Here is a 24,021-nt window from a genome sequence, read left to right as displayed (position 1 = left end):
TATGGCAGAAGTTAAACTGGTGCACGTGGCCAAGGCCTATGAAAACGGTCCGCGCGTGATTCGGGATGCGACCATTACCGTACAGGACCGCGAGTTTCTGGTACTGGTGGGTCCCTCCGGCTGCGGCAAATCGACGCTGCTCCGCATGATTGCGGGTCTGGAAGATATTACCGACGGCGACCTGCTGATCGATGGCAAACGCATGAACGACGTACCGCCCAAAGACCGCGATATTGCCATGGTCTTTCAGAACTACGCCCTCTACCCCCACATGACCGTCTATGAAAACATGGCGTTTGGGCTGAAGCTGGCCGGTTTGCCCAAAGATGACATCCGGCAGCGAGTCAGCCGGGCGGCCCATTTGCTGGAAATCGATGCGCTACTGAACCGGAAACCCAAGGATATGTCGGGGGGACAGCGGCAGCGGGTGGCCATCGGCCGGGCTATTGTCCGCAACCCGAAAGTGTTTCTGTTCGACGAACCGCTGAGCAACCTCGACGCCAAACTGCGCGTACAGACCCGGATCGAACTCCAGAAGCTCCACCGCGAACTGAACGCCACCATCATCTACGTTACCCACGACCAGGTCGAGGCCATGACCCTCGGCGACCGGATTGTGGTGCTGCGCGATGGCGACGTAGTGCAGCAGGATACGCCCATCAACCTCTACAACCAGCCCGCTACGCAGTTTGTGGCCGGGTTCATCGGTACGCCCCCCATGAACTTCGTACCCGGTCGACTCAGCGAAACGGGGCCGCTGCACTTCACCAGCAAAGGGGGTCAGGTACAGATCGACCTCAGTAACAGCCAGCCCGAAGCCCGGTTACAGGCCCATCGCGGCAAACCCATTACGTTTGGCATCCGGGCCGAACACCTCAGCGAGCAGCCACCGGCCGCACGGTCTGTTCACGAGCAGGCCCTCGCGGTAGAAGCCGTCGAAAACATGGGCAACGAAACGCTGGTCTACTGCCCGATCGACACCGGTCAGCTGATTGCACGGCTACCGGCGGGGTACGCAACCACGTTCGGGCAACCGATCCGGCTGTTCTGGAATCTGGACAAAGCCCATTTTTTCGACGCCCAGACCGGGCAGGCTATCTGACCGGCTTAGAACGCGACCGCTTTTAGCCGCAGGCCCGTTTCTTCGGGTAGTCCGAAGAGCAGGTTCATATTCTGTACGGCCTGGCCCGACGCCCCTTTGGTGAGGTTGTCGATGATGCTGGTGATGAGCAACTGCCCGTCGTGCACTTCCAGATGCAGCAGGCATTTGTTGGTATTGACAACCTGCTTCAGATCGATCGGCGTGTGGCTCAGGTGGGTAAACGGATGTTCCTCGTAATAACGCTGGTAGAGGTCTTTAGCCTCGTCGATCGTGCCGGCAAAGGCCGTGTAAACGTTGGCCATGATACCCCGGGTATAATCGCCCCGGTAGGGAACGAAGTTGATGGCCTTCCCAAAATCAGGGTCGAGCTGGGTCAGACTCTGGCGAATCTCGGCCAGGTGCTGGTGGGTAAACGCCTTATAGATCGACACGTTGTTGTTGCGCCAGGTAAAGCCAGTCGTAGGTACCAGCGCCTGACCGGCTCCGGTACTACCCGTAATGGCGCTGACATGTACGTCGCCCTGTAGCAGGCCCGCCTTGGCCAGCGGCAACAGGGCCAGCTGAATACTGGTGGCGAAACAGCCAGGGTTGGCAATCCGGGTAGCCTCGGCAATCCGGTCGCGGTTCAGCTCGGGCAGGCCATAAACGAAATCATCGTGTTCGTCGCGGAAGTCGGCGCTCAGATCGATTACGGCCACATCGTCGGAGATATCATGTTCAGCCATGAACGTATGCGATGCACCATGGCCCGAGCACAGGAAGATTACATCCAGATCGAGTTCGTCGTCGGCATCGGCGGGGGCGCTGAACTCCAGATCGGTATCGCCCAGCAGGTCGGTATGAATTGTCCAGACAGGTTTACCGGCCTGGCTGTTGCTCTGCACAAACGAGACGTTGACAAAAGGGTGATTGATCAGCAAACGGAGCAATTCGCCCCCGGTATAGCCGGCTCCGCCGATGATACCTACCTGAATTTTATCGTTCATAATGGAATACGAGTTGAAGCAACCGGCCCACAACGGTCATTTGGACCGGTTAGAACAAGGCCAGTGATCGGGTTGGGTACAGTCTGCCCCGCTGCGCAGGCGCTCACCGCCTGGTTGAGCGGTTGAAGCAGCTACACAGCGGGGCCATGAATCGTTCCGGACGGTATAGATTACTGATTGCTGATTTTCTCATAAATCATCACTTGGTTCGAGGCCACTTTAGAGAAGCCCCGCACGTCGTCGCCGGTCCAGGCGTTGTTCATCTCGCCGTAGGAGCCAAACTTGGCCGACATCAGGTCGTAATCCGATTCGATGCCCAGCACCTGGAAGCGGTACGGAGCCAGCAGCACATGCACTTTCCCCGTCACGTGGCCCTGCGTGTCGGCCAGGAAGGTTTCCGTGTTGCGCATAACCGGGTCCATGAACTGACCTTCGTGCAGCATGGTGCCGTACCAGTTGGCGAGCTGATCTTTCCAGTACAGCTGCCACTTGGTCAGCACGTGTTTTTCGAGCGTATGATGCGCTTTGATCAGAATCAGCGGTGCTGGTGCCTCGAAACCGACCCGGCCTTTGATGCCGATGATCGTATCGCCCACGTGAATGTCGCGCCCGATGCCGAACGGACCAGCCAGTTCGGTTAACCGCCGGATGGCGTCGACCGGATTCGCGAACGACTCATCGCCCGTTGCAGCCCCGGAAATGCCTTTGATTTCGCCGTGTTCGAACGTCAGGGTAATGGTTTCGGGCTCGGTTTTGGTAACGGGGGTTGGCCAGGCCGACTCGGGCAGGAACTGGCTCGATGTCAGCGTTTCCTTACCGCCTACCGACGTGCCCCACAGGCCTTTGTTGATCGAATAGGCCGCTTTATGCCACTCCTGCTCTACGCCTTTGTTTTTCAGATACTCGATTTCGGCCTCGCGCGAGAGCCGCAGGTCGCGAATGGGGGTAATGATTTCGGCTTCGGGCGCTATAATCCGGAACGCCATATCGAACCGCACCTGGTCGTTACCGGCGCCGGTGCTGCCATGCGCAATGGCGGTAGCGCCGATCTCGCGGGCGTATTCAGCCGCGGCAATGGCCTGAAAAATACGTTCAGCACTGACGCAGAGCGGGTACGTGTTGTTTTTCAACACATTGCCGTATACCAGAAATTTGAGGCACTGCTGGTAGTAATCATCCGTTTTCGAGATCGTCACGTGCGATTTTACCCCGAGTGAATAAGCCCGATCTTCGATGGCACGAAGTTCGTCGTCGGAGAAACCGCCCGTGTCGACCAGGACCGAGTGGACTTCCATCCCCCGATCTTCGGACAGATACTTAACACAGAAGGAGGTATCGAGACCTCCGCTAAAGGCAAGAACTACTTTTTGTTGGGACATCAGCTAGGAAACACCGGACACACGCCCGCCGTCGGAATGGTTTTGGCGGGGCAAATATCGGGCTTGTTCCGTTAAGTTGCGCGAATGAATTGCGCAACCTCACAGCAAAACCAGCAAACTTCCCGGCAGCACCCGCACCTCGGCCTGCCCGTCCGGTATCGTAATCGGCTCCCCGTCGGCATGAATGAGCAGCGGCCCCCGATGCGTCTGGAGGTCAACCCGTACCGACGCTTTTGTCACGGACCGGCCCTGCCAGTAGGGCGACAGGTTTAGACTCTTGTTGAACAGCCTCCAGGTGAGCAGGGCACCCGTCTGAGCCGGAAAAGGTCTGATTTCACACTGTTCCAGCTTCCCGTCGGCAATATTAGCCGTTGGCGCCACCCAGGCGTTGTTGCCAAACTGCCCTGCATTGGCAAAACTGAGCGAAAACAGTCGGCGCTCTTCGCCATCGATCCAGTACCGGTCAGGCTGATACGACCAGAACGACCGGAAGGCGGTACGGAGGTAGGTTGGTAAGCCTCGTACCGGCTGTAGGGCAAACTGATGGGCCACGTAGGCTTCGAACCCCAGCCCGGCGGTACAGAAGAACGCATGTTCGTTGATTTCGCCACTGTCGATAACCACCGGACGTCCTGCCAGGGCCCGATCAATGGCTTTTAGCGGATGCAGGGGCAAACCGAGATGGCGCGCCAGTCCGTTTCCGGACCCCATCGGCACAATACCCAGTACCGAGGCCGACCGGCGCAGCGCCCGGGCCGTTTCGTTGATGGTACCGTCGCCCCCAACGGCCAGCACCCGGCTGACGCCCCGCGTAACGGCCGCTGTTGCCAGCTCGGTGGCATGACCGGGATAGTCGGTAAAGATAGCCTCCGGAGCAAACCCCATCCCCTCGGCCCGTTGCAGGAAGGTGTCGCGCAGGCGGGTCTTCTGCGCGATCGACAAGGTTCCCGAAAGCGGATTAATTATGGCCAGAACGGCCGACAGCTGGGCCATCAGGAAAAGAAAACGAACAGCAGAATGATGAACAGAACAATAAACACGTAGTACCAACCATCCGAGAAGATGTAGGGTTTGTACTCGTTGTAAAACTTACGGACGCGGTTCATAGCAGGTGGAGTACGGTTTCTGTTTACGGACAGTTACGGGTTAGTCGGGGCGTTCTCGTATGACTTGGCTCGATAGCTGCTGTCGGCGGAAGACGGCTCGTTGACAAAAGTTAGATAGCCTGCCCGCCATTTACGGCCAGCACATGCCCATTGACAAACGACGCTTCGTCAGACGCCAGGTACAGGTATGCATACGCAATATCGTCGGGTTTACCGATGCGCCGGACCGGCACGGTTGCTACGGCGGCATTGCGAACTTCTTCCGGCATCGCGTCGGTCATGGCGGTCTGGATAAATCCGGGGGCTACTGCATTGGCGGTAATGCCTTTCGGCCCAAGCTCCTTGGCCCACGACCGAACCATGCCAATGATACCGGCTTTGGCAGCAGCGTAGTTTGTTTGACCAAATGCACCATGTACGCCGTTGATGGATGAGGTACAGATGATCCGGCCGTATTTGCGCTCTACCATGTAAGGGGCTACTACTTTGGTGCAGTTAAAAACGCCCGTCAGGTTTACATCGATGACCTGCTGCCATTCATCAAACGACATTTTCAGCAGGGTTTTGTCGCGCGTGATCCCGGCGTTGTTGATCAGAATATCGATCTGCCCGTAGCGGTCAACTACCTCGCGGGTGGCGGCTTCGATGGCGGGCACGTCGGTGGTGCTGACCTTCATGAAGTCGCATCGGTACCCCTGGTCGCGCAGGGTTTGCGCCGTTGACTCCCCCTCATCAAGCAGATCCCAGATGATCACCGTAGCGCCTTCCCGGCAAAAAACCTCCGCAGCACCCTGCCCAATACCCCGGGCCGCGCCGGTTATAATGGCTACTTTATGTTGCAATCGCATGGGTTATCTATTTTCTAATTGCTCCGGTTTCCCGGCATAAATGCCGGGAAAATAATTTTCAATCATGTGTTGCCCGGCATAAATGCCGGGCCTATTCATGTCTCTCCCTCAATCCTGATTCTCACCCATTCTGCCTATGATTAGCTCCGGCATTTATGCCGGGGAAACCATTTTTCATTATCCGGTCCCCGGCATGAATGCCGGGCCTATTCATATTGCTCCCTCAATCCAGATTCTCGCCCATCCTGATCATGATTAGCCCCGGCATAAATACCCGGGAAACCATTTTTCATCATGTTGCCCGGCATGAATACCGGGCCTATTCGTGTTTCTCCCTCAATCCTGATTCTCACCCATTCTGCCTATGATTAGCACCGGCATTTATGCCGGGAAAACCGTTTTCATTACCCGACCCCGGCAGAAATCAATGCATCACGACGACCGCTTTGCCAACAACCCGGCGCTCGAGAAGGTCGCGCAGGGCTTTGGGAGAGTCGGCGAGCGAATAGGTTTTGTGGATGTGCTGGTTTAGCTGGCCCGCTGAAATCCAGTCGAGGATCTGGCGAAAATTCTGCAGGCTGGTTTTGGGTTCGCGCTGGGCGAAAGACCCCCAGAACACACCGACAATGGAAGCCCCCTTGAGCAAAGCCAGGTTAAGCGGAATACTGGGTATGTCGCCACCGGCAAACCCTACAACCAGGTACCGGCCCTTCCAGGCCAGCGACCGGATAGCGGGCTCGGCGTAGCGGTCGCCGACGGGATCGTAGACAACATCAACGCCTTTCCCATCGGTCAGCTCTTTGATGCGGTCGCGTAGCGTTTCGGTCGTATAATTGATGGTCTCGGCAGCACCCAGGCGTCGGCATACCTCCAGCTTTTCATCGCTCGAAGCGGCTGCAAGAACGCGAGCGCCCATCAGCACGCCCAGCTGAACCGCTGCCAGCCCCACCCCCCCGGCAGCCCCCAGAATCAGTAGGGTCTCGCCCGGTTGCAGCGAAGCGCGGTCTTTCAGGGCGTGGTACGATGTCCCGTAGGTGTACATGGTGGAAGCCGCCGTTACAAAATCCATATCCGGCAGCATGGGAAGCGTCGTGGCGGCATCGGCCGCAACCTGCTCGGCAAACCCGCCGTATCCCGTCAGCGAAAACACCCGGTCGCCAGCCCGAAGGTGGCTCACCCCCTCACCCACTTCGGTAACGATACCCGCCACCTCACCACCCGGCGAAAAGGGCATCGGCGGCTTAATCTGGTATTTTCCTTCGATGATGAGCGTATCGGGGAAGTTGACCCCGCAGGCTTCGACCTGAATAACGACCTGACCAGCGCCCGCTTTGGGCTGAGCCACATCGGTCAGAACGAGTTGTTCGGGCGGGCCGTATTGTTCGCACAGGATGGCTTTCATAAACATAAAGGTTCGTGTGCAAACCTAGCACTATTGCCGTAGTTTTACCAGAAAACCAATTTCCACATGCAACGACTGATCGCTTTTGCCCTGCTCCTGCTGGTAATCGCACCGGCCTACAGCCAGTCGGCCCGCAACACATCGGCAGCCAAGACGGTGGCAGCTGACCGGCGGGCCATTCTACTCATCCTGAAACGTCAGACAGAAGACTGGAACGCCGGACGAGTTGAAAAATTCATGAATGGCTACTGGCCTTCCGACTCACTTACGTTTATCGGCAAAGCCGGGGTCACCTATGGGTATCAGGCTACCCTGGCCAATTACCGGAAGCGCTACCCGGACCGGCAGTCGATGGGGACCCTAAAATTCGATATCCTGCAGCTGGACATGCCATCGCCCAACGTGGCCTATGTCATCGGCCGCTGGCACCTGACCCGCCCCACCGTGGGCAACCTCGATGGTCATTTTACCCTGCTCTGGCGCAAGATCAAAAAGCGCTGGGTGATCGTCAGCGACCACTCGAGCTAGCGTTTAGTTCTTTACTCATTCACTCGCTCGTTCCTGCGCTCTTTCACCAGTTCGGTCGGTTCTTTAGCCGACAGGCGTTCGCGGAGTTCGGTGACGGGGCGCTCGAAGTATTTAAACAGCAGCGTCGACAGGAACAGGACCAGCCCCCAGAACAGAAATACCTTCATCCAGGCCGTTTCGAACGAGGTCGTCGGAATTCGTTCGAGGAAGCTGATCATAATGGGCGTCAGGTTCAGCAGATACATGGAGTACGATATCAGACTGATATGCGTGATGGCCTGGGCAATCCCGAACCGCGCCCAAAGCCCCGACGCGGCCCGCCAGCCATCCATATACGGCATCAGCAGCGCCATACTCAGCCCGATGACCGGAAAATAAAAGGTCCGTTTGTAGAAGACGTAGGCAGGCTGTACGCCCCACTCACCGTAATAGCCTATTAAAAAAACAGACGATGTAAAGGCGGTAAGACCCGTCAGCACCAGGCCGATTACGAACAGCCGCTGCCGGAGCCGCTCATTGGTCCAGCGGGTCGGGAAGTAGTGTTTGGCATAGGCCGCCAGCACGCCGTACGAGATAGCATCCAGCCGCGTCAGCACAATACCGCGAAACCCGAGCTCACCGGCCGGCAACGGGACCTGTGCCGATAGTACCAGCCGACACAGGTTAGTACCCAGAATAACCGTCAGGATGGCCGCCAGTACGATACGCTGGCGGGGCCAGGAGGCTGGCAGCAGGGTCTGCATCAGCCACAGAATCAGGGGCAGGGTTATGTACGACCACTCTTCGATAGCCAGACTCCAGGTTTCGGTGAAAAAGTCGGGTACGTAGGTGGTGAAGTTCTGCAGAAAGAAAAAATAGCGGATCAGCGTATCGCGCTGAGGCAGCGAATGATGTACGCCAGCCCGATAGGCCCGAACCAGCGACAGCCCGATCAGACCCAGCAAAACCAGGTAGTAGTTGGGTAACGTCCGGAACCACCGGCGTGTCCAGAAATTAAGCAGCAGGCCTGCGTCGAAATGACTTTTCTTTTCGTACGAACGAATCAGGATTCCACCGATCAGAAAGCCACTCAGTACAAAAAACAGTTCAACTCCATCGGGCAGCAGATGATGCCAAAACGCTCCATTATAATACTCCTTCAGCGCAACGGTGGCGTGGGCATCTACCACAATCAGGATAGCAGCCGCCCGCATCACGTCCAGACCAAACACCCGTTTGGCAGGCGATACACCCAGCGAAAACAATTGATTCAGCATAACAGACGCGAAGGTAGGACGTATTGCACAATGAATAATGGACGGTAGATAATGATTTGCGACCGCTAACACTGAACTTTGCCCACTATCAACCTCGGGATATATACGCCCTGACGTTCAATATATAGTTATATGGAATTTACCCTCGACGCTGTTCACCGCTACGCGTTCCGGTTTTCGCAGGCCGACGTTACCGATTTTGCCCGGGTTACCGGCGATAACAACCCCCTTCACCTCGACGCTGATTTTGCAGCGACAACGCCGTTTAAGCGCCCTATTATTCATGGCATGCTGGGAGCCAGTGTATTTACGAAAGTGCTGGGCACCGAGTTTCCCGGTTACGGGTCCGTTTACCTGGGTCAGACACTCGAGTTTCTGCGCCCCATGTTCGTCGACACCGATTACGAAGCCACCTTCACTGTTCAGTCGATGGATCCGGCTAAACATACCGCGCAGATCCTGGGCGAAATTCGTGACGTGCAAACCAAAAAAGTGACCACCCGGGGCATTGCCACCCTCATGCACCGCGAGAAAATATAAACGCGGGTGCCAAACACGCTGACCGGCTTTCCGGCTCAGCCTCCCATCCTGCCCCGCCCGAACCCACCGTGGTCTGTGCGGTCGGTCCCCATTATCTCTCACCACCGTGGTCCGTGTCCCCACGGACCACATGCGCGTCAGCAACGAACTTCCTCCAGGTACCCCTCCCTACTGTGGTCCGTGAGGACACAAACCACGGCGACGCATTCCCACCAGCCGGTGAAAAAAAAACCCGCCGGGCTAGCAGCCGGGCGGGGATAGATTGGTTTGGCCAAAACGGCCGGATGCGCTATCAGTAGGACAGACTGCCCGGGTGATTTACGCTTTCTCGGCTTTGTTCTTGGTGTCCTGAACTTCCGAGCGAATGGTCTGCGCCAGTGTCTTCAGATCCTGCATTCCTTTACGAACACGAGTACCGGCGGCCTGGTTATTTTTTTCGTAGAACTTCTCGAAATCACCTTCCAGCGACATAACCAGATTCTTTACTTCATCGAAGCGTGCCATAGCGATGCGTATGGGTTTAAGTGTGAAAAATGCCCAAATCCCGCTAAAAACGCGGTTTTTCGGCTGAAATTTAGTGATTCTCCTATACAGCGCAATAGGTGAGCCAAAAAATTAGTTGAAAAATGCAACTTTTCTCCAAAAAACCTTATTCAGATGCCGCTTCGGCTGACATTTCGACCGTTTTTGGGGCCGTAATCGTTGAATTTTGACGATAGAGGCCATTCTTGAGCTTTTCGCCCATTTTGGAGAAAGCATCCAGCGTATAGTTCACATCGTCCAGGGTGTGAGCCGCCGTTGGAATGATACGCAACATGATCGTTCCTTTGGGTACAACCGGATACACAACGATCGAACAGAACACACCCATATTCTCGCGCAGATCCATGGTCAGGGTAGCTACTTCGGCCACGCCCCCTTCAATGTTCTGCAGGAACACCGGCGTTACCGGCGACTGTGTATCGCCAATATCGAAACCACGCTCACGCAGTCCGTCCTGCAGGGCGCGAACGTTGGTCCAGAGTTTATCGCGCAGCTCCGACGACCGCCGTACCATCTCCAGCCGTTTCAGGCCGCCAACTACGTAAGGCATGGGCAGCGCTTTCGCGTACGTCTGCGACCGCATGTTGTATTTGAGGTACATGATGATGTCATGGTCGGCGGCAATGAACGCCCCGATCGCTGCCATCGACTTGGCAAACGTCGAGAAATACAGATCGATGCCAGCCTGGCAGCCGAGCATTTCGCCAACGCCCGCACCCGTTTCGCCCATAGTGCCGAAACCGTGTGCATCGTCGACCAGCAACCGGAACTCGTATTTTTCTTTCAGCGCTACGATCTTGTCCAGACTCCCTACCTTACCCGACATCCCAAAAACGCCTTCGGTAACGACCAGAATGCTGCCGCCCGTTTCGGCTACGCGCCGGGTAGCTCGCTGGAGGTTTTTCTCCAGACTGGCCATGTCGTTATGGTTGAACTTATAATAGTCACCCATCTTCGCCTTGTGGAGCCGGATACCGTCGATCAGGCAGGCATGACTTTCGGCGTCGTAAACAATGATGTCCCGATGGTCGACCACGGCTTCGATGGCCGACATAACGCCCTGATATCCGTAGTTGAGCAAGAAAGCATCTTCTTTGCCAACAAACTCCGCCAGTTCTTTTTCAAATTGCTCGTGCAGGTCTGAGTTACCGGACATCATACGGGCGCCCATCGGATAAGCCAGCCCCCACTGCGCCGTAGCGTCGGCATCGGCTTGACGAATTTCAGGGTGGTTGGCCAGCCCCAGGTAGTTATTCAAACTCCAGTTCAGTACCTCTTTTCCCCGAAAGCGCATCCGGGGGCCCAGCTCACCTTCTAGTTTAGGAAATGCAAAATAGTGGTGGCCATTAAACTCCCGTGCCGGCGAGCCGATTGGGCCTAGGTTGGTGCGCAGTTTCTCGAATAAATCCACTTTTTATTGTCGTTTTATGGGTTAAACCCTTGTTTTTAAAGCCATAAGTGCAAAAGTACGGTTAACTTTTTCTCGGACAAAATTGCACCTCATAAATTCGATTTTGACCGATCCGGTTCGCCGTCGGTACGCATTTGTTGGCAGCGTGTTCACCCTTTGCCCATCTTTGCGTAAATCTGCGTCTGGAAAAGCCGCCTGGGGCGGTTCCTTTATCAACATACGTAATGCCAGCCATCCATAAACTACTGGTCGCCAACCGGGGCGAAATTGCCCTTCGGATCATGCGTACCGCCCGCGAAATGGGCATACAAACCGTTGCGATCTACTCAGAAGCGGACCGTAACGCCCTTCATGTCCGCTACGCCGACGAAGCCGTTTGCGTGGGGCCGGCCCCCTCTTCCGAATCGTACCTGCGAGCCGACACCATCATTGATGTCTGTAAGCGGCTCAACGTCGATGCTATTCACCCCGGCTATGGCTTCCTCTCCGAAAACGCGGCTTTTGCCCGACAGGTGCGGGAGGCCGGCCTGATTTTCATCGGCCCCTCACCGGAAAGCATCGAGGTTATGGGCAGTAAACTGGCCGCCAAAGCCGCCGTGGCCGGGTACGATATCCCGATGGTTCCCGGCACGCCCAGCGCCATTACCGACCGGGCCGAAGCCAAGGCCATTTCGGCCCAGATTGGTTACCCAATATTGATCAAAGCCTCGGCCGGGGGCGGGGGCAAAGGCATGCGGGTTGTTGAAAGCGATGCCGAATTCGACGAGCAGATGGACCGCGCTGTCAGCGAAGCCATATCGGCCTTCGGCGACGGGTCGGTGTTCATTGAGAAGTACGTCACCTCGCCCCGGCACGTCGAAATTCAGGTCCTGGGCGATCAGCACGGCAATATCATTCATCTCTTCGAACGCGAATGCTCCGTACAGCGACGCCATCAGAAAGTCGTTGAAGAAGCCCCCTCGGCGATCCTGACACCCGACATCCGCGACGCCATGGGCCGGGCGGCTGTCGATGTAGCCCGCGCCTGCGGCTACTACGGGGCCGGTACGGTGGAGTTCATCGTCAATGATCAGCTCGACTTCTATTTCCTGGAGATGAACACGCGCCTTCAGGTCGAGCACCCCGTTACCGAACAGATTACGGGCGTCGACCTGGTAAAACAGATGATCTACATTGCCGAAGGGAAACCCCTGACCATCCGGCAGGAAGATCTGCACATCAAAGGGCACGCCATTGAAGTACGGGTCTATGCCGAAGACCCGACCAATAACTTTCTGCCCGACGTAGGCACGCTCGACACCTACGTTCGTCCCCAGGGAAATGGTGTGCGGGTCGACGATGGGTTTGAGCAGGGGATGGCCATCCCGATTTATTACGATCCGATGATCGCCAAGCTCGTTACCTACGGCGACAGCCGCGACGAGGCCATCCAGAAAATGATCCGGGCTATTGACGAATACCAGATTTCGGGGGTTCAGACGACACTCCCCTTTGGCCGGTTCGTGATGGAGCATGAGGCCTTCCGGTCGGGTCAGTTCGATACCGGCTTTGTTGCCAACTACTTCAAACCGGAAATGCTGACCACTACCAGCCCGGACCCCAATGAAACCAGCGTGGCGGCTGTGCTGGCGGCCTGGCTGCTGGAAACAAACACCCCCAGACGCAGCGAAGCAGTTAATGAGAGGCCAATGGCGTCGAGAAGTAAATGGAAAACCAACCGAATCGGGTAGTCGGACAGCATTAGGGATTTAGCTCCCTTAACAACCGCCCCAGTGTCGTTCTTGACAGCTGAAAGGAGTAGGTTCCTTCAACGGGTAAGCCGGGGGTAGCTATGGCCTCCTGTACCTGGGTAACGTATCGCCCGCGACGGCCTGCCTCCAGCAGGGTAGTCATGGTGGCCGGGTCAAATATCAGCTCGTTCGGAATCAGCGCGTACAGGTCGTGCGGCATAAAATAAAACGTCAGCACCAGGCTTGGTTCGGCAGCTTCAGTCCCTACTGGCTGGCTGCTCAGCGAAGCCTGTTCAGCCAGTTGCGGGAGGGTGAGTTGATTCAGTCTGTTCAGCAACCGCCCAATGGCTATATTCATTTCGCGGGTGCCACTACCGTAGGTAGCTAGTGTCCGGGTGAGCGCCTTGAAGACGGTGGCTTTCCCATCGGGCCAGCTGGCTGCGGGTTCGTCGGCGCTGGGCAGGCTATTTATAATTACGTCGACGGCTTCGTACCGCTTGTCGAATGCCAGTTGCAGGCCTTCCCGAATCGGAATTGGATTTCTAACACCACCATCGACCCAAAAATCGTCAGCACCTGCTTCATTTCTGGTGATATAAGGCGACATAAATACGGGCTGGTTGGCCGATGCCCAGGTCCAGTTTACCATTTCTTCATAATCGGAATGCTGACTGGCCGACTTATAGGCCGCTTCGAGGGTTCGGAGGTTCACCACTGACACTGTAAAGTCAAGGCCCAGCGGACTGGTACGGATCTGAGCATAATCGGCTGGCGTAACGAACGTACGGATCAGATTCCGGAGGTTTTCGGTCGTTCCCAACGAGGGTTTGTTGAATCGGCACAGGGCATTCAGCAGCCGAATGGCCCCTCGCTTATTGAACGGGTTAACGGTAAAAATATCTTTTTGCGTCACGGACGTATAGGCCCGGTTAAGCACATCGTATTTACGAAGCAGGATCAGTGGAGCCATCAGACTACCGGTACTGGTGCCAACTACGTGGGCATAGCGTTTTCCGGTCGAATCCAGAAAATTAGCGATTCCAACTCCCCAGGCCCCCCGCGCCCCACCACCCGACACCACGAGCAATCGTTTGGGAGGTGGGTCAGTCTGAGCCATAACGGTAGACAACAACGGCAAAAAAAGAGCGGAAAGAAGTAACAGTTTCATGATTGGGTAAGGTTGGTCTAGCAGTGACAAGCGGATAAGTTACTGACAATCTGAGCGAAGGCAAGCCGTTAGGCATTAGTCGCAACGAGTCGATTTTGGGGAAACCAGCCGAAGGGTGTAATTTTCGACCAATCGTTTTTTCTATTTATGACAACCATCCGCCAGCTTACCGCTTATCTGGAAACCATTGCCCCCCTGGCCTATCAGGAATCCTATGATAATGCCGGCCTGATTGTAGGGGACCCCAACACGCTCATCACCGGCGTGCTGGTTACCCTCGACGCCACCGAAGCCGTTATCGACGAAGCCTTAGCCAGGGGGTGTAACCTGGTTGTGGCACACCACCCTATCGTTTTCCGGGGGCTGAAAAAACTGAATGGAAAAAATTACGTAGAGCGAACGGTCATTAAAGCCATAAAAAACGAGGTGGCCATCTACGCCAGCCATACCAACCTGGACAATGTGGCCGGGGGCGTCAACGCAAAAATCGCGGAAAAGCTGGGCCTGCAGCAGGTGCAGATTCTGGCGCCCAAAGCGCAGACGTTGAGCAAACTCGTTGTCTACACCCCCGACGCCGACCTGCCGGCGGTCTTGCGGGCTGTGTATGAGGCCGGGGCGGGCCGCATTGGGGCCTATGACCACTGTTCGTTTCGGGTGGGCGGAACGGGAACGTTCAGACCCCTAAGCGGAGCCAATCCGGTTGTAGGGGCAGTAGATCGCGATGAAACCGTGCAGGAGCAGCGGCTTGAAGTGCTGCTGCCGACCCATCTGGAAGGCGCTATTGTGGCAGCCATGAAGCAGGCGCATTCGTATGAGGTGCCGGCCTACGATCTGTACGCCCTCACCAACAGCAATCAGACCGTCGGGTCAGGCGCCGTGGGCAACCTCCCAGCGCCAATGACGGGCGCGGACTGGCTCACGTATCTGAAAGAAACGATGCAGTTGCCCCTCATCCGCCATACCGCCCTCCCCGACCGCCCCATACAGCGTATTGCCGTTTGTGGCGGAGCGGGTAGCTTTTTACTGGCCGATGCCCTGCGCGCCGGAGCCGATGCCTTTGTTACAGCCGACTATAAGTATCATGAGTTCTTCGACGCCGAAGGTCGCCTAATCATCTGCGACATTGGCCATTATGAAAGCGAAGTCTGTACGAAAGAGTTGATCGGCGGGCTTTTGGCAAAAAAATTCACTACTTTTGCGGTAATTTTATCCGGAATAGACACGAATCCGGTACAATACTTCACGTAGCACTAAATACATTCCGAATGGAACTGACGATTGCGCAAAAACTAGACGCTCTTCTGAAACTGCAATCCTTCGACTCTCAACTCGACGAACTCATAAAAATCCGGGGAGGTTTGCCCGAAGAGGTGCGCGATCTGGAAGACGATATTGCCGGTTTCGAGACGCGGATCGGGAAGTTCCAGGCCGAAATCAAAACGCTGGACGAGGAAATCGAGCGGAACCGGGTTGCCAAGAAAGACGCCGAGAAGCTGATCACCAAATACAAGGATCAGCAGATGAACGTCCGCAACAACCGCGAGTTTGATGCGATCTCGAAAGAAATCGAACTGCAGTCGCTCGAGATCGAGCTGGCCGATAAACGGATCAGCGAAGCCCAGTTTCGGGTTCGGGGCAAAGAAGAGGAGATCAAGACGACCCAGGAAGCCCTGAACGAACGGAAAGAAGACCTGAAAGCCAAAAAGCAGGAGCTCGATCAGATTACCTCCGAAAGTCAGGAAGAGGAGAAAGAACTGATCCGGCAGCGCGACCAGCAGGCAACGACCATTGAGCCGCGACTGCTGAACTCGTACAACAAAATTCGCGGTAACGCCCTCAACGGACTAGCCGTTGTGATGGTGAAACGCGGAGCCTGTGGCGGCTGCTTCAACGTAGTACCACCCCAGCGCCAGGCCGACATCAAAGACAAGAAAAAGATCATCGTTTGCGAACACTGCGGACGGATTTTTGCCGATGTAGAAGGCGTTCCCGAGCCGGCTGTAGTAGGCCGCGGACGCTAAGTACAGCCTACTCTGATGCGACGGATCGACACAGCTTTCTTACCAGAAACCCTGTGTCGATCCGTTGTTTTTTGGGTACTCGTCTGGCTGGCGGCCCCCGTGCAGGCGCAGGACTTTGTCTGGACACCCGGGCTGCAGCGCGTCTATACCGATCTGCAGAAAGCCAACGTCCAGCCCGCCCGGCAATTGCTGGCCCGCGAGCCAACCCATAACGGCATTCGTATTTTCGTCGACGATTACGCCGACATGCTCACGCTGGTCACCTCCGACGATGATCAGCTGTTTGCCACCTGGAGCGACCGCGAAGCCGAACGGCTCGACGGCCTGCAGTCGCTGGACGATACGTCGCCCTGGCAACGGGTGCTTCAGGCCGAAGTGCGGCTCCACTGGGCGTTTATCAAGCTGAAGTTTGGCAAAGAGATGAGCGCCAGCTGGGATGTCATCCGCGCGTACAAACTGCTGGCCGATAACCAGAAACGGTTTCCGGATTTTTTGCCCACCTATAAGTCGCTGGGAACCCTGCACATCATGATCGGCTCCGTACCGGAAAGCTATAGCTGGGTAGCCAGCCTGCTCGGCCTGCGGGGTACTATTCAGCAGGGGCAGCAGGAGATCAGCCGGGCGCAGCGCGATCCCGTTTTTGGTCTGGAGGCCCGGCTCATCGATCTGATGGTACGGGCTTACGTGCTCCGCTTCACCGAAGCCGACAGCCAGACGTTACAGCAACTGATTCGGGCTAACCCGGATAATCTGCTGCTCCATTTCTTCGGAGCCACGATAGAACAGAAGAACGGTCATAGCGAGCAGGCGCTGACGTATCTGAACGCTCGCCCTACGGCTGCGTCGTACCAGCCCATTCCCGTTATGGACAATATTCTGGGCGACATCTACCTGCAAAAAGGGCAGTACGGTACCGCTACACGCCATTTTCAGCGATTTCTGTCTACCTACCGGGGGCGTAATTTCCTGAAGGACTCCTATTACAAACTGTTTCTCTGCCAGTGGCTGGCTAACGAACCCGACGCCAGCGCCCGGCCGTTGCTCGTGCAGGTTACCCGCGTGGGTCGGCAGGCCGTCGAGTCGGACAAAGCCGCCCAGCGGCTGGCTGAACAATACCTGAAACGCAGCCCCTCTGCCCAGCAGAAAGTACTGATGCGGGCGCGGCTGGCGGCTGATGGAGGCTATACGGATAGCGCGCTGGCGTACCTTCGGCCTTACACCGAAGCGCGTTTTCCGGCGCTGGCCGAACAGATCGAGTACAACTACCGGCTGGGTCGCATCTACCAGCGCCGGAACGCGCCCGACACAGCGGCTCCCTATCTGAGCCGGGCGCTGACCCTGGCCGATAGCCCGGCAGCCCGGCAGCAGAATCTTTCGTTTGGAGCCTCCTCGGCGCTTCAGCTGGGCTATATCTACCAACAAAAGAACGACCGGACGCGCGCCCGGTCGTTCTTCGAAAAAGCCCTGTCTTTCAAGCGCCACGAGTACAAAAACAGCGTCGACAACAAAGCGAAAGCGGCCCTGGGTGGACTGTAAGGCGTTTATTTTCGGGCTTGTTGCTGCTACCCCATGTAGAGACGAGACCCCTCGCGTCTCCACGTGGGATAGGTTGTGTGACGTTTAGTCGAGTGCCGCTACGCCTGGCAGGGTTTTGCCTTCCATGTACTCGAGCAGGGCACCACCGCCGGTAGAGACGTAGCTCACCCGGTCGCCGTAGCCTGCCTGATTGACGGCCGAAGCCGAATCACCACCGCCAATGAGCGAGAAAGCACCGTTTTCTTCGGTAGCTTTTACCACCGCTTCGGCAATGGCGTTTGTACCCGTAGCGAAGTTTTCGAACTCGAATACGCCCATAGGTCCGTTCCAGAGAATGGTTTTCGAAGCCAGCACGACCTCCGTGAACAGTTTCACCGTCTCGGGTCCGATGTCCAGGCCTTCCCAGCCATCCGGAATTTGCCCCGTACGCACCACCTGCCGGTTGGCGTCGTTCGAGAAATCATCGGCGCAGACGTTATCGACAGGCATGTAAATCTTGACGCCTTTCTGCTCTGCCTTCTTCAGCAGCTCCAGCGCCAGCTCCTGCTTGTCAGCTTCGAGCAGCGACTTACCGATCTGACCACCCTGCGCTTTGGTAAAGGTATAGGTCATCCCCCCGCCAATAATCAGGTTGTCGACGGTGTCGAGCAGTTTCTCGATGATCAGGATCTTGTCCGAAATTTTGGCCCCACCCATAATCGCCGTGAAAGGCCGTTCGGCTTCGCCCAGCACTTTTTTGGCGTTGACCAGCTCGGCTTCCATCACGTAACCAGCCACCCGGTCGGTAAAGAACTGCCCCATCACGGCGGTGCTGGCGTGGGCGCGGTGAGCGGTACCGAAGGCATCGTTTACCCAGACATCGCCGAGTTTTGCAAGCTTTTCGGCAAAGGCTACATCGCCTTTTTCCTCTTCCTTGTAGAAACGCAGGTTTTCGAGCAGCAGAATCTCGCCCGGTTGCAGCGAGGCTGCCAGGTCCGCGGCCGACTGACCAATGCAGTCGTCAGCGAACTTCACCTCCCGGCCAAATGCTTCGTTTAGCGCCGGAATGATATGCTTGAGTGAATATTTTTCTTCGGGGCCTCCTTTGGGCCGCCCCAGGTGCGACATCAGTATGGCCGACCCACCATCATTGACAATTTTCATCACGGTCGGGATCGTTGCCCGGATGCGGGTATCGTCGGTGATGTTGAATTCTTTGTCGAGCGGCACGTTAAAATCAACCCGGACAAGGGCTTTTTTGCCAGCAAAGTTGTAGGCGTCTACGGTCTTCATGCGAGGGCAATCATTGGTTAGTTTACGGGGTCAAACTTAGGACTTTTTCGCCAGACCCACCGCAGAACCCGGCTGATTGACGCGATGAAGCCTACGTCTCCTGCCTGACCCAACCCGTTAGCCAGTCAGGATCACCTCTGTTTGCCCCGGCCCGATCTCAACCCTATGCAGGTGTTACAGCCCTGCTGACCCTGTATCCATGCATTAGTAGCGACCTTCGCTCCCACCCCCGCCGAAGTTACCTTCGCCAAACCGCAGGCTCTCCCGCTGAGCAGGCTGGGCCTGCGTAGCCGCTTGTATGGCCGCTATCGTGTCGGCATGGCCAAGAATACCCGCGGGCGAGTCGTCGTCGGGAGTATCCGAGAAGCGGCCCCGGGTTTGGTCGGCCGGGCGGCTCTGCAGGTAGCGAATACAGCCTACGGCGATTCCGATCAGCGCCAGTCCGCCGAGCGTCAGCGCGGTATTGAGCGATACGATCGCGGCATATTCGTGTAGCGTAGCCACGGCCGCAACGAGCCCCAGCGCCCCCATCGACAGCAGAATCCGGTTGCGAGTCCGCAGCCCATAGCCGAAGCAGGCGCCCGGTATCAGAAAGGTCAGTAGCCAGAACAGCGCCGGTAGGCCAATCTCGGGCGCTTCGGCAAAACGGGGCCGGTCGGGCGTAGACTCCAGCAACAGGCCGTTCAGTTCGCGCACTACAAAATAATTACCGCTGGCGATCAGCACCACCAGCGACAGCGACTCCATCAGGTTGATCGGATCGGCATAATACGTTTGTGCTTTGGTCAGAGTGTCGCCCGGGCCGCCAACCAGCCAGCGACTACGCGACAGCCCGTATAATCCACCCGATACGGTCATCATGACAAACGGTAGTGCATCTTTGCCCCAGCTAAACGCCAGCATGCCATTAAACATAAACGTGTAGAACGTAGCCAGCGACAGAAAGGCCAGAATGGTATCGCCGTAGTACCAGAGCGCCAGCAGCAGGATGGGCAACGCGGCCAGGCAGTAGGTAGACAGCCGAAGGTTCTCGGGCAGAAACATCAGCAGCCCCAGCACGAGGAAGCCCGCTGCCAGCACCGCTATGGCATTATCGACGCCATTTCTGTAGAGCAGCCGCCGGTTAATTACCTGTTGCCCCAGCACCCCCAACCCCAGACTGAACACTACACTCACTGTACCGAAGGAGGTGCGCTCATCGAGCAGACCCGACACCAGCGTTGTTGTCAGTAAAAACGTACCCAGTATCGCCAGCGTCGTGAACAGAAACAGACCTACCTCCAGAATACCGTTCGTTTGCCGGAATCCAAGCGGGTAGTTTTGCTGTACGGTGCCGATCTGCATGTCGGTCAGCAGGCCGCGTTTGTGCCACCGTTCGGCCTGTCGGACCAGCTCCCGGTTATAAATCCATTCGTCGTTATACGCTTTCATTCGTTGGTTTCCGATTAGGCAACTGGCTGAGCAGGTACGCCACAAAGCCAATACCGGTCAGGATAAAATACCAGTAATAACTGCTGGCGGCTGTAAAATCCAGGTAATGAAACACCAGATAGGTAATACCGATGTAGCCGTAGATGGCACTCATCAGAATAAATAATACCAGCCCGCTGTCGACAGCCCGTTTGCGCCGGGCAAACTGGTCGAAGGCGACGCAGGTTCCGATCAGGGCCAGGCCGAACAGCGGGCGAACGGAGTCAAAATTGAAGAGCCCGCCCAGCAGCGCCACCAGCAACAGATTACCCGCAATGGTCAGGTAGGTGTACGTGAAGTGGGGTTTGATGCGCCGACGCTCCAGCAGCAGCGCGGCCCCGATTAGCACCAGCGCCAGCACGATGGCCGAATACACCGTTTTCTGATCGAAGAAGTTGGTTTTGACATACAGTTCGAGCGGCCGTATGGTGACGCCTACCCACGAGATAAGGGCCGTAAGCGCCATACTCAATACCCCCCGGTGGTCGAACCGGTAGGCCAGGGGCAAAAACAGAACCGCCGGCAACAGGGTGACCAGCCCGTATCGGGTACCGAAAACGGTGTAGGCATACTGGGCATAACCTTCCAGTGTAAGAAACAGAAGACAGCCTAGCAGTAAGGCATAATCGCCAAACGATGACCGGCTTCGGGCCAGCTCAAACGTCCAGTCGGGCCGGTGGCGCCAGGCGAAAAAGAAGCAGGCTCCGCAGCCAGCCGCCATAGCCAGCAGCAGCGCGCCATGACCAATCTGATCGAAGTTATCGTATACCAGTAACCCCAGCCCGGAACTCAGCAACAGGATTCCCCCGTAGAGCAGCGAACGTAGCTCCCAGTGTAGCGAAAGGGGTTTTTCGCGTTCAAACCGATCGATCGTTGCCGCTTGCTGGGCCGATAGAATACCTTGCTTTACGAACTCATTCAGGCTGTCTGTTGGGGACATATCCAGCGTTTTTTTTGTTGTCTATATGGTCAGCACGGCTCCGTCGGGCGGCTCCAAAACTGGTCTCCCGACAGTAGCTACCGGGAAACCGAATCACTAATCCCTGGCATGGTCGGACGACAGAAAGTTATTCTTACCCCCCGGTATTACCTCGACAATTTCCGCTACGTGCTGGACTTTGTCAAACGGCTGTACGGGGGCTTGCTTAACGAGGCCGAGTGGGATTTTATCCGCCGGTTCGAAGCCCTCGGCCTCGACGCCCAGTGTGTATACGTACGACTCAGTAACCGAAAAGGACTCTTTTTTCGTGTCAACAAACTGCAGTATGCCGAAATTACCGACCTACCGGCGGCCATTGGCGAACTCCTGACAACTGGCTTTATCGAACGTTTATCACCACACCACGAAGGTATGGGCGACGACGCACTCGGTGTTTTCACCAAACCCGAACTCCTGGATCTGCTTCCGCTTTCGCCGGAAGAAGTACGCCCGCTCAACAAGGAAAAGAAGGAGGGTGTAGTTCGGTACGCATTACATGAACTCGATTTCGGCGAAATAGTCACCAGCCTGACTACCCACGAAACGGTTATCCGGATGAACTTCGAAGCCGAGGGGATGATGGTCAAGTACTTGTTCTTCGGCAACCGGGGCGGCAGCATGACTGATTTTGTGGTCCGCGATCTGGGCATGGTCAACTTCGAGCGCTACGACGACAGCAAGATGACGGCCCGCTTTCGTACCCGTAAAGAGGTGGAGGATAAGCTGATGATCTCGCTGACGAACGAGGAGTTTTACGAACTGAAAACCAGCGAAACGCCCGCCGAAGATATTTACAACTGGTTTCTGAACTGGAACGAAACCCGGCCTGAGCTAACCGAAATTGCCATTCCGGGCTATCAGAAACTGGTATGCAAGGTGGGTGGCTACCTGGAACGACAAAAGCTACCCGAGCAGGCCCTGGCTGTTTATGAGCTGAGCGACCGCGTGCCGGCCCGGGAACGACGCGTCCGGCTGCTGTTCCGCAACGGCGCCGTCGACGAAGCCCTGGCCCTCTGCGACGAGATTGCCGTAGCGCCCCTCAATGCCGAAGAACGCTATTTTGCGAACGACTTCCGCGAGAAAATCCTGAGCGTCGGCGAGAAAAAGCGCCCCCGTAAGGCTACCACCCGCTTCCTGTCCGATGCCGAAAGCCTGAACATACCAGCCGCCTATCGGCATCATGTAGAGGCTGGCGTGATGAACTATTACCTCGAGTCGGGCTACGACGCGGCTTTTACCGAAAACTACCCCTGGCGCGGGCTGTTCGGGCTGGTGTTCTGGGATATCATCTACGACGCCAACGTATCGGCCATTCATCACCCGCTGCAGCGCGCGCCGTCGGACTTTTACCTGCCCGATTTTTACCTGAAACGCGAAGAGCTGCTCAAAAAGCGCCTGACCGAACTAACTACCCGCGACGACTGGCGACGGCATACGGGCCGCATGTTCAACGCCAAGTACGGCATCACCAACGTACTCGTCGACTGGTCGGATGAGCTGCTGACGCTGGTTCAGCGCCTTATCGACCTCCTCGATCTGGAGCAGCTCCGGCTTATCCTGCTCGAAATGGCCCGGAATGTTCGCGAACATACGCGCGGCTTTCCCGACCTGCTGATCTGGAACCAGGCCGGGCATTATGAATTCGTGGAAGTCAAATCACCCACCGACCACCTCGGCCCGCAGCAGCTACACTGGCTCGAATTTTTCCAGACCATCGGCGTTCACGGTAAGGTCGTGCGGGTTATCTGGGAGCTTTGATCCTATATACAAAAAGACTTCTTTCTCTGCTGAGTTGGGGCCGTTTGGCAACTGCTGAGTAGCGACAGCAAACGGTAGCCGATGCGGTCGGTTTTCCTATGGCAGGGATAATCTCCCTGCCTTTGCATTTTCTCCGCCGGACCAGTCCATGACCTGGTCGAACAACTCCTGAGAGTTCCCCGCTACACACGGTTATGGTCTGTTCAGTCCCGCCTTTTGCCTCATAGCTATTTACCCCCTCTCCTTTCTAGACTGCCTAAAAAATACTAGTTTGATAGTACAACAATACATCATTAACACTTCAAATAAATCCAATACATAGAGAAACTTTTCACCTCGTGTTTCGTCTAGTGAATAATTAGAAAAGACAAACCTACAGGCAATAAGTGCTGATCATTCTTGAATAAATTGACGAGCCTATGCAATAAATCCTATTCGGTTAATACATAAGAATGAGGGCCATTATTTCTCTGAAAGTACCGACTTAATTATCCCGGCTTATTTATCGAAATACATTTACAGATTACGTCTATTCCAACTACTTCGCAAGCTTCTGAACTGCTTGCTTAGCTTATATTTACCTACCGTAACACTATGTTCGCGTTCATTGTACCAGTAGCAAAGCGAATGCTTTTCCGCCTGCTACCACTTGCTTTTTTGCTAACTGTTCATAACATCTCTGCCCAGCCTATTTACTCCATCACAGGCAAAGTAACCGATGCGCAAACAGGCGAAGGCATTCCTTTTGCATCGATTGCATTAAAGGGAAAATCAGTAGGCACCCAGTCCGATTTTGATGGAAATTACAAACTGACGGTACAGACGCTGGCAGACTCGCTGGTTACTTCGTCCATTGGGTATATCACCAGCCGGAAACCGGTGAGCATTGTAGCTCAACAAACGATTAATATTCAGTTATCTGCCAGCGCACAGCAACTTAAAGAGGTAATCGTTCGTACTCGTGGCTAGGACCCTGCCTATCGAAT

The 24,021-nt window shown here is 55.9% G+C and carries 21 protein-coding genes; 9 read left to right on the top strand and 12 right to left on the bottom strand.

Annotation, left to right across the window (positions count from 1 at the left end):
- The first annotated feature begins 1 nt into the window (after window position 1).
- Window positions 2–1,102, top strand: a complete 1,101-nt coding sequence (locus EQG79_RS08800; RefSeq protein WP_129601206.1) for an ABC transporter ATP-binding protein — start codon at window positions 2–4, stop codon at window positions 1,100–1,102.
- A gap of 5 nt (window positions 1,103–1,107) precedes the next feature.
- Here the strand turns inward: EQG79_RS08800 and argC are convergent, their stop codons facing one another.
- The 5 genes from argC to EQG79_RS08775 all read right to left on the bottom strand — a co-directional run bounded on the left by argC (window position 1,108) and on the right by EQG79_RS08775 (window position 6,823).
- Window positions 1,108–2,088, bottom strand: coding sequence for an N-acetyl-gamma-glutamyl-phosphate reductase (gene argC, locus EQG79_RS08795; protein ID WP_077921900.1), 981 nt, complete (start codon window positions 2,086–2,088; stop codon window positions 1,108–1,110).
- A 170-nt stretch (window positions 2,089–2,258) separates the two neighbouring features.
- Entirely contained in the window at window positions 2,259–3,467 is a 1,209-nt protein-coding gene (locus EQG79_RS08790; protein ID WP_077921781.1) for an argininosuccinate synthase, read from the bottom strand.
- 99 nt (window positions 3,468–3,566) lie between these two features.
- Entirely contained in the window at window positions 3,567–4,460 is an 894-nt protein-coding gene (locus tag EQG79_RS08785; protein ID WP_077921780.1) for a diacylglycerol/lipid kinase family protein, read from the bottom strand.
- A 223-nt stretch (window positions 4,461–4,683) separates the two neighbouring features.
- The gene (gene fabG / locus EQG79_RS08780) at window positions 4,684–5,421 is read right to left on the bottom strand and encodes a 3-oxoacyl-ACP reductase FabG (protein WP_129601205.1); all 738 of its coding nucleotides are present in this window, start codon (window positions 5,419–5,421) and stop codon (window positions 4,684–4,686) included.
- 424 nt (window positions 5,422–5,845) lie between these two features.
- Window positions 5,846–6,823, bottom strand: coding sequence for an NADPH:quinone oxidoreductase family protein (locus tag EQG79_RS08775; RefSeq protein WP_129601204.1), 978 nt, complete (start codon window positions 6,821–6,823; stop codon window positions 5,846–5,848).
- Between the two features lie 66 nt (window positions 6,824–6,889).
- On the opposite strand from EQG79_RS08775, the gene EQG79_RS08770 reads away from it, so the two are divergent.
- On the top strand, window positions 6,890–7,351 hold the full coding sequence (locus EQG79_RS08770) for a YybH family protein (RefSeq protein WP_077921778.1): 462 nt from the start codon (window positions 6,890–6,892) through the stop codon (window positions 7,349–7,351).
- 11 nt (window positions 7,352–7,362) lie between these two features.
- On the opposite strand, the gene EQG79_RS08765 is transcribed toward EQG79_RS08770, so the two are convergent.
- Window positions 7,363–8,607, bottom strand: coding sequence for an acyltransferase family protein (locus EQG79_RS08765; RefSeq protein ID WP_077921777.1), 1,245 nt, complete (start codon window positions 8,605–8,607; stop codon window positions 7,363–7,365).
- Window positions 8,608–8,739: 132 nt separating this feature from the next.
- On the opposite strand from EQG79_RS08765, the gene EQG79_RS08760 reads away from it, so the two are divergent.
- Window positions 8,740–9,147 (top strand): MaoC family dehydratase, encoded by a 408-nt coding sequence (locus tag EQG79_RS08760; RefSeq protein WP_077921776.1) that lies wholly within the window; start codon window positions 8,740–8,742, stop codon window positions 9,145–9,147.
- Between the two features lie 318 nt (window positions 9,148–9,465).
- Here EQG79_RS08760 and EQG79_RS08755 read toward each other — a convergent pair whose 3' ends face one another.
- Both EQG79_RS08755 and EQG79_RS08750 read right to left on the bottom strand, forming a co-directional pair.
- Window positions 9,466–9,651 (bottom strand): histone H1, encoded by a 186-nt coding sequence (locus EQG79_RS08755; protein WP_077921775.1) that lies wholly within the window; start codon window positions 9,649–9,651, stop codon window positions 9,466–9,468.
- A 145-nt stretch (window positions 9,652–9,796) separates the two neighbouring features.
- A complete protein-coding gene (locus EQG79_RS08750) occupies window positions 9,797–11,101 on the bottom strand; it encodes an aminotransferase class I/II-fold pyridoxal phosphate-dependent enzyme (RefSeq protein ID WP_129601203.1) in 1,305 nt (434 codons plus the stop codon).
- 224 nt (window positions 11,102–11,325) lie between these two features.
- On the opposite strand from EQG79_RS08750, the gene accC reads away from it, so the two are divergent.
- Window positions 11,326–12,831, top strand: a complete 1,506-nt coding sequence (gene accC, locus EQG79_RS08745) for an acetyl-CoA carboxylase biotin carboxylase subunit (protein WP_129601202.1) — start codon at window positions 11,326–11,328, stop codon at window positions 12,829–12,831.
- 10 nt (window positions 12,832–12,841) lie between these two features.
- On the opposite strand, the gene EQG79_RS08740 is transcribed toward accC, so the two are convergent.
- Window positions 12,842–13,999 carry a patatin-like phospholipase family protein gene (locus EQG79_RS08740; RefSeq protein WP_077921772.1) on the bottom strand — a complete coding sequence of 386 codons (1,158 nt, stop codon included), beginning with the start codon at window positions 13,997–13,999 and terminating at the stop codon, window positions 12,842–12,844.
- A 147-nt stretch (window positions 14,000–14,146) separates the two neighbouring features.
- Between EQG79_RS08740 and EQG79_RS08735 the strand changes: the two genes are divergently transcribed.
- From EQG79_RS08735 to EQG79_RS08725, 3 genes are read left to right on the top strand one after another with little or no spacing between them, the layout of a single operon-like run.
- On the top strand, window positions 14,147–15,247 hold the full coding sequence (locus tag EQG79_RS08735) for a Nif3-like dinuclear metal center hexameric protein (protein ID WP_129601201.1): 1,101 nt from the start codon (window positions 14,147–14,149) through the stop codon (window positions 15,245–15,247).
- Between the two features lie 17 nt (window positions 15,248–15,264).
- Complete coding sequence (locus tag EQG79_RS08730) at window positions 15,265–16,020, top strand: zinc ribbon domain-containing protein (RefSeq protein ID WP_077921770.1); 756 nt, start codon at window positions 15,265–15,267, stop codon at window positions 16,018–16,020.
- Window positions 16,021–16,035: 15 nt separating this feature from the next.
- Window positions 16,036–17,556 carry a tetratricopeptide repeat protein gene (locus EQG79_RS08725; RefSeq protein ID WP_129601200.1) on the top strand — a complete coding sequence of 507 codons (1,521 nt, stop codon included), beginning with the start codon at window positions 16,036–16,038 and terminating at the stop codon, window positions 17,554–17,556.
- A gap of 84 nt (window positions 17,557–17,640) precedes the next feature.
- Here EQG79_RS08725 and EQG79_RS08720 read toward each other — a convergent pair whose 3' ends face one another.
- From EQG79_RS08720 to EQG79_RS08710, 3 genes are all read right to left on the bottom strand, one after another.
- Entirely contained in the window at window positions 17,641–18,828 is a 1,188-nt protein-coding gene (locus tag EQG79_RS08720) for a phosphoglycerate kinase (RefSeq protein ID WP_077921768.1), read from the bottom strand.
- Between the two features lie 204 nt (window positions 18,829–19,032).
- Window positions 19,033–20,259, bottom strand: a complete 1,227-nt coding sequence (locus EQG79_RS08715; RefSeq protein WP_129601199.1) for a hypothetical protein — start codon at window positions 20,257–20,259, stop codon at window positions 19,033–19,035.
- Window positions 20,246–21,238, bottom strand: coding sequence for a DUF2157 domain-containing protein (locus tag EQG79_RS08710; protein ID WP_077921766.1), 993 nt, complete (start codon window positions 21,236–21,238; stop codon window positions 20,246–20,248). Before EQG79_RS08710 ends, EQG79_RS08715 begins: the two co-directional genes overlap by 14 nt.
- A gap of 108 nt (window positions 21,239–21,346) precedes the next feature.
- Between EQG79_RS08710 and EQG79_RS08705 the strand changes: the two genes are divergently transcribed.
- Together EQG79_RS08705 and EQG79_RS08700 are read left to right on the top strand one after the other, a co-directional pair.
- Window positions 21,347–23,035: a VRR-NUC domain-containing protein gene (locus EQG79_RS08705; RefSeq protein WP_129601198.1), complete on the top strand. Its 1,689-nt coding sequence runs from the start codon at window positions 21,347–21,349 to the stop codon at window positions 23,033–23,035.
- 594 nt (window positions 23,036–23,629) lie between these two features.
- Window positions 23,630–24,004, top strand: a complete 375-nt coding sequence (locus EQG79_RS08700; protein WP_129601197.1) for a carboxypeptidase-like regulatory domain-containing protein — start codon at window positions 23,630–23,632, stop codon at window positions 24,002–24,004.
- The last annotated feature ends 17 nt before the right edge of the window (window positions 24,005–24,021 follow it).

The sequence above is a fragment of the Spirosoma sordidisoli genome, from assembly GCF_004138325.1.
In the GTDB taxonomy this organism is placed as follows: Bacteria; Bacteroidota; Bacteroidia; order Cytophagales; family Spirosomataceae; genus Spirosoma; species Spirosoma sordidisoli.
The sequence above is the reverse complement of the archived record's forward strand: the minus strand, read 5'-3'. Positions and strand labels throughout refer to the sequence as shown.

Excerpts from the sequence above, each read along its gene's own strand:
- EQG79_RS08800 (WP_129601206.1), top strand. The coding sequence starts at position 2 with ATGGCAGAAGTTAAACTGGTGCACGTGGCCAAGGCCTATGAAAACGGT.
- argC (WP_077921900.1), bottom strand. The coding sequence starts at position 2,088 with ATGAACGATAAAATTCAGGTAGGTATCATCGGCGGAGCCGGCTATACC.
- EQG79_RS08790 (WP_077921781.1), bottom strand. The coding sequence starts at position 3,467 with ATGTCCCAACAAAAAGTAGTTCTTGCCTTTAGCGGAGGTCTCGATACC.
- EQG79_RS08785 (WP_077921780.1), bottom strand. The coding sequence starts at position 4,460 with ATGGCCCAGCTGTCGGCCGTTCTGGCCATAATTAATCCGCTTTCGGGA.
- fabG (WP_129601205.1), bottom strand. The coding sequence starts at position 5,421 with ATGCGATTGCAACATAAAGTAGCCATTATAACCGGCGCGGCCCGGGGT.
- EQG79_RS08775 (WP_129601204.1), bottom strand. The coding sequence starts at position 6,823 with ATGAAAGCCATCCTGTGCGAACAATACGGCCCGCCCGAACAACTCGTT.
- EQG79_RS08770 (WP_077921778.1), top strand. The coding sequence starts at position 6,890 with ATGCAACGACTGATCGCTTTTGCCCTGCTCCTGCTGGTAATCGCACCG.
- EQG79_RS08765 (WP_077921777.1), bottom strand. The coding sequence starts at position 8,607 with ATGCTGAATCAATTGTTTTCGCTGGGTGTATCGCCTGCCAAACGGGTG.
- EQG79_RS08760 (WP_077921776.1), top strand. The coding sequence starts at position 8,740 with ATGGAATTTACCCTCGACGCTGTTCACCGCTACGCGTTCCGGTTTTCG.
- EQG79_RS08755 (WP_077921775.1), bottom strand. The coding sequence starts at position 9,651 with ATGGCACGCTTCGATGAAGTAAAGAATCTGGTTATGTCGCTGGAAGGT.
- accC (WP_129601202.1), top strand. The coding sequence starts at position 11,326 with ATGCCAGCCATCCATAAACTACTGGTCGCCAACCGGGGCGAAATTGCC.
- EQG79_RS08740 (WP_077921772.1), bottom strand. The coding sequence starts at position 13,999 with ATGAAACTGTTACTTCTTTCCGCTCTTTTTTTGCCGTTGTTGTCTACC.
- EQG79_RS08735 (WP_129601201.1), top strand. The coding sequence starts at position 14,147 with ATGACAACCATCCGCCAGCTTACCGCTTATCTGGAAACCATTGCCCCC.
- EQG79_RS08730 (WP_077921770.1), top strand. The coding sequence starts at position 15,265 with ATGGAACTGACGATTGCGCAAAAACTAGACGCTCTTCTGAAACTGCAA.
- EQG79_RS08725 (WP_129601200.1), top strand. The coding sequence starts at position 16,036 with ATGCGACGGATCGACACAGCTTTCTTACCAGAAACCCTGTGTCGATCC.
- EQG79_RS08720 (WP_077921768.1), bottom strand. The coding sequence starts at position 18,828 with ATGAAGACCGTAGACGCCTACAACTTTGCTGGCAAAAAAGCCCTTGTC.
- EQG79_RS08715 (WP_129601199.1), bottom strand. The coding sequence starts at position 20,259 with ATGAAAGCGTATAACGACGAATGGATTTATAACCGGGAGCTGGTCCGA.
- EQG79_RS08710 (WP_077921766.1), bottom strand. The coding sequence starts at position 21,238 with ATGTCCCCAACAGACAGCCTGAATGAGTTCGTAAAGCAAGGTATTCTA.
- EQG79_RS08705 (WP_129601198.1), top strand. The coding sequence starts at position 21,347 with ATGGTCGGACGACAGAAAGTTATTCTTACCCCCCGGTATTACCTCGAC.
- EQG79_RS08700 (WP_129601197.1), top strand. The coding sequence starts at position 23,630 with ATGTTCGCGTTCATTGTACCAGTAGCAAAGCGAATGCTTTTCCGCCTG.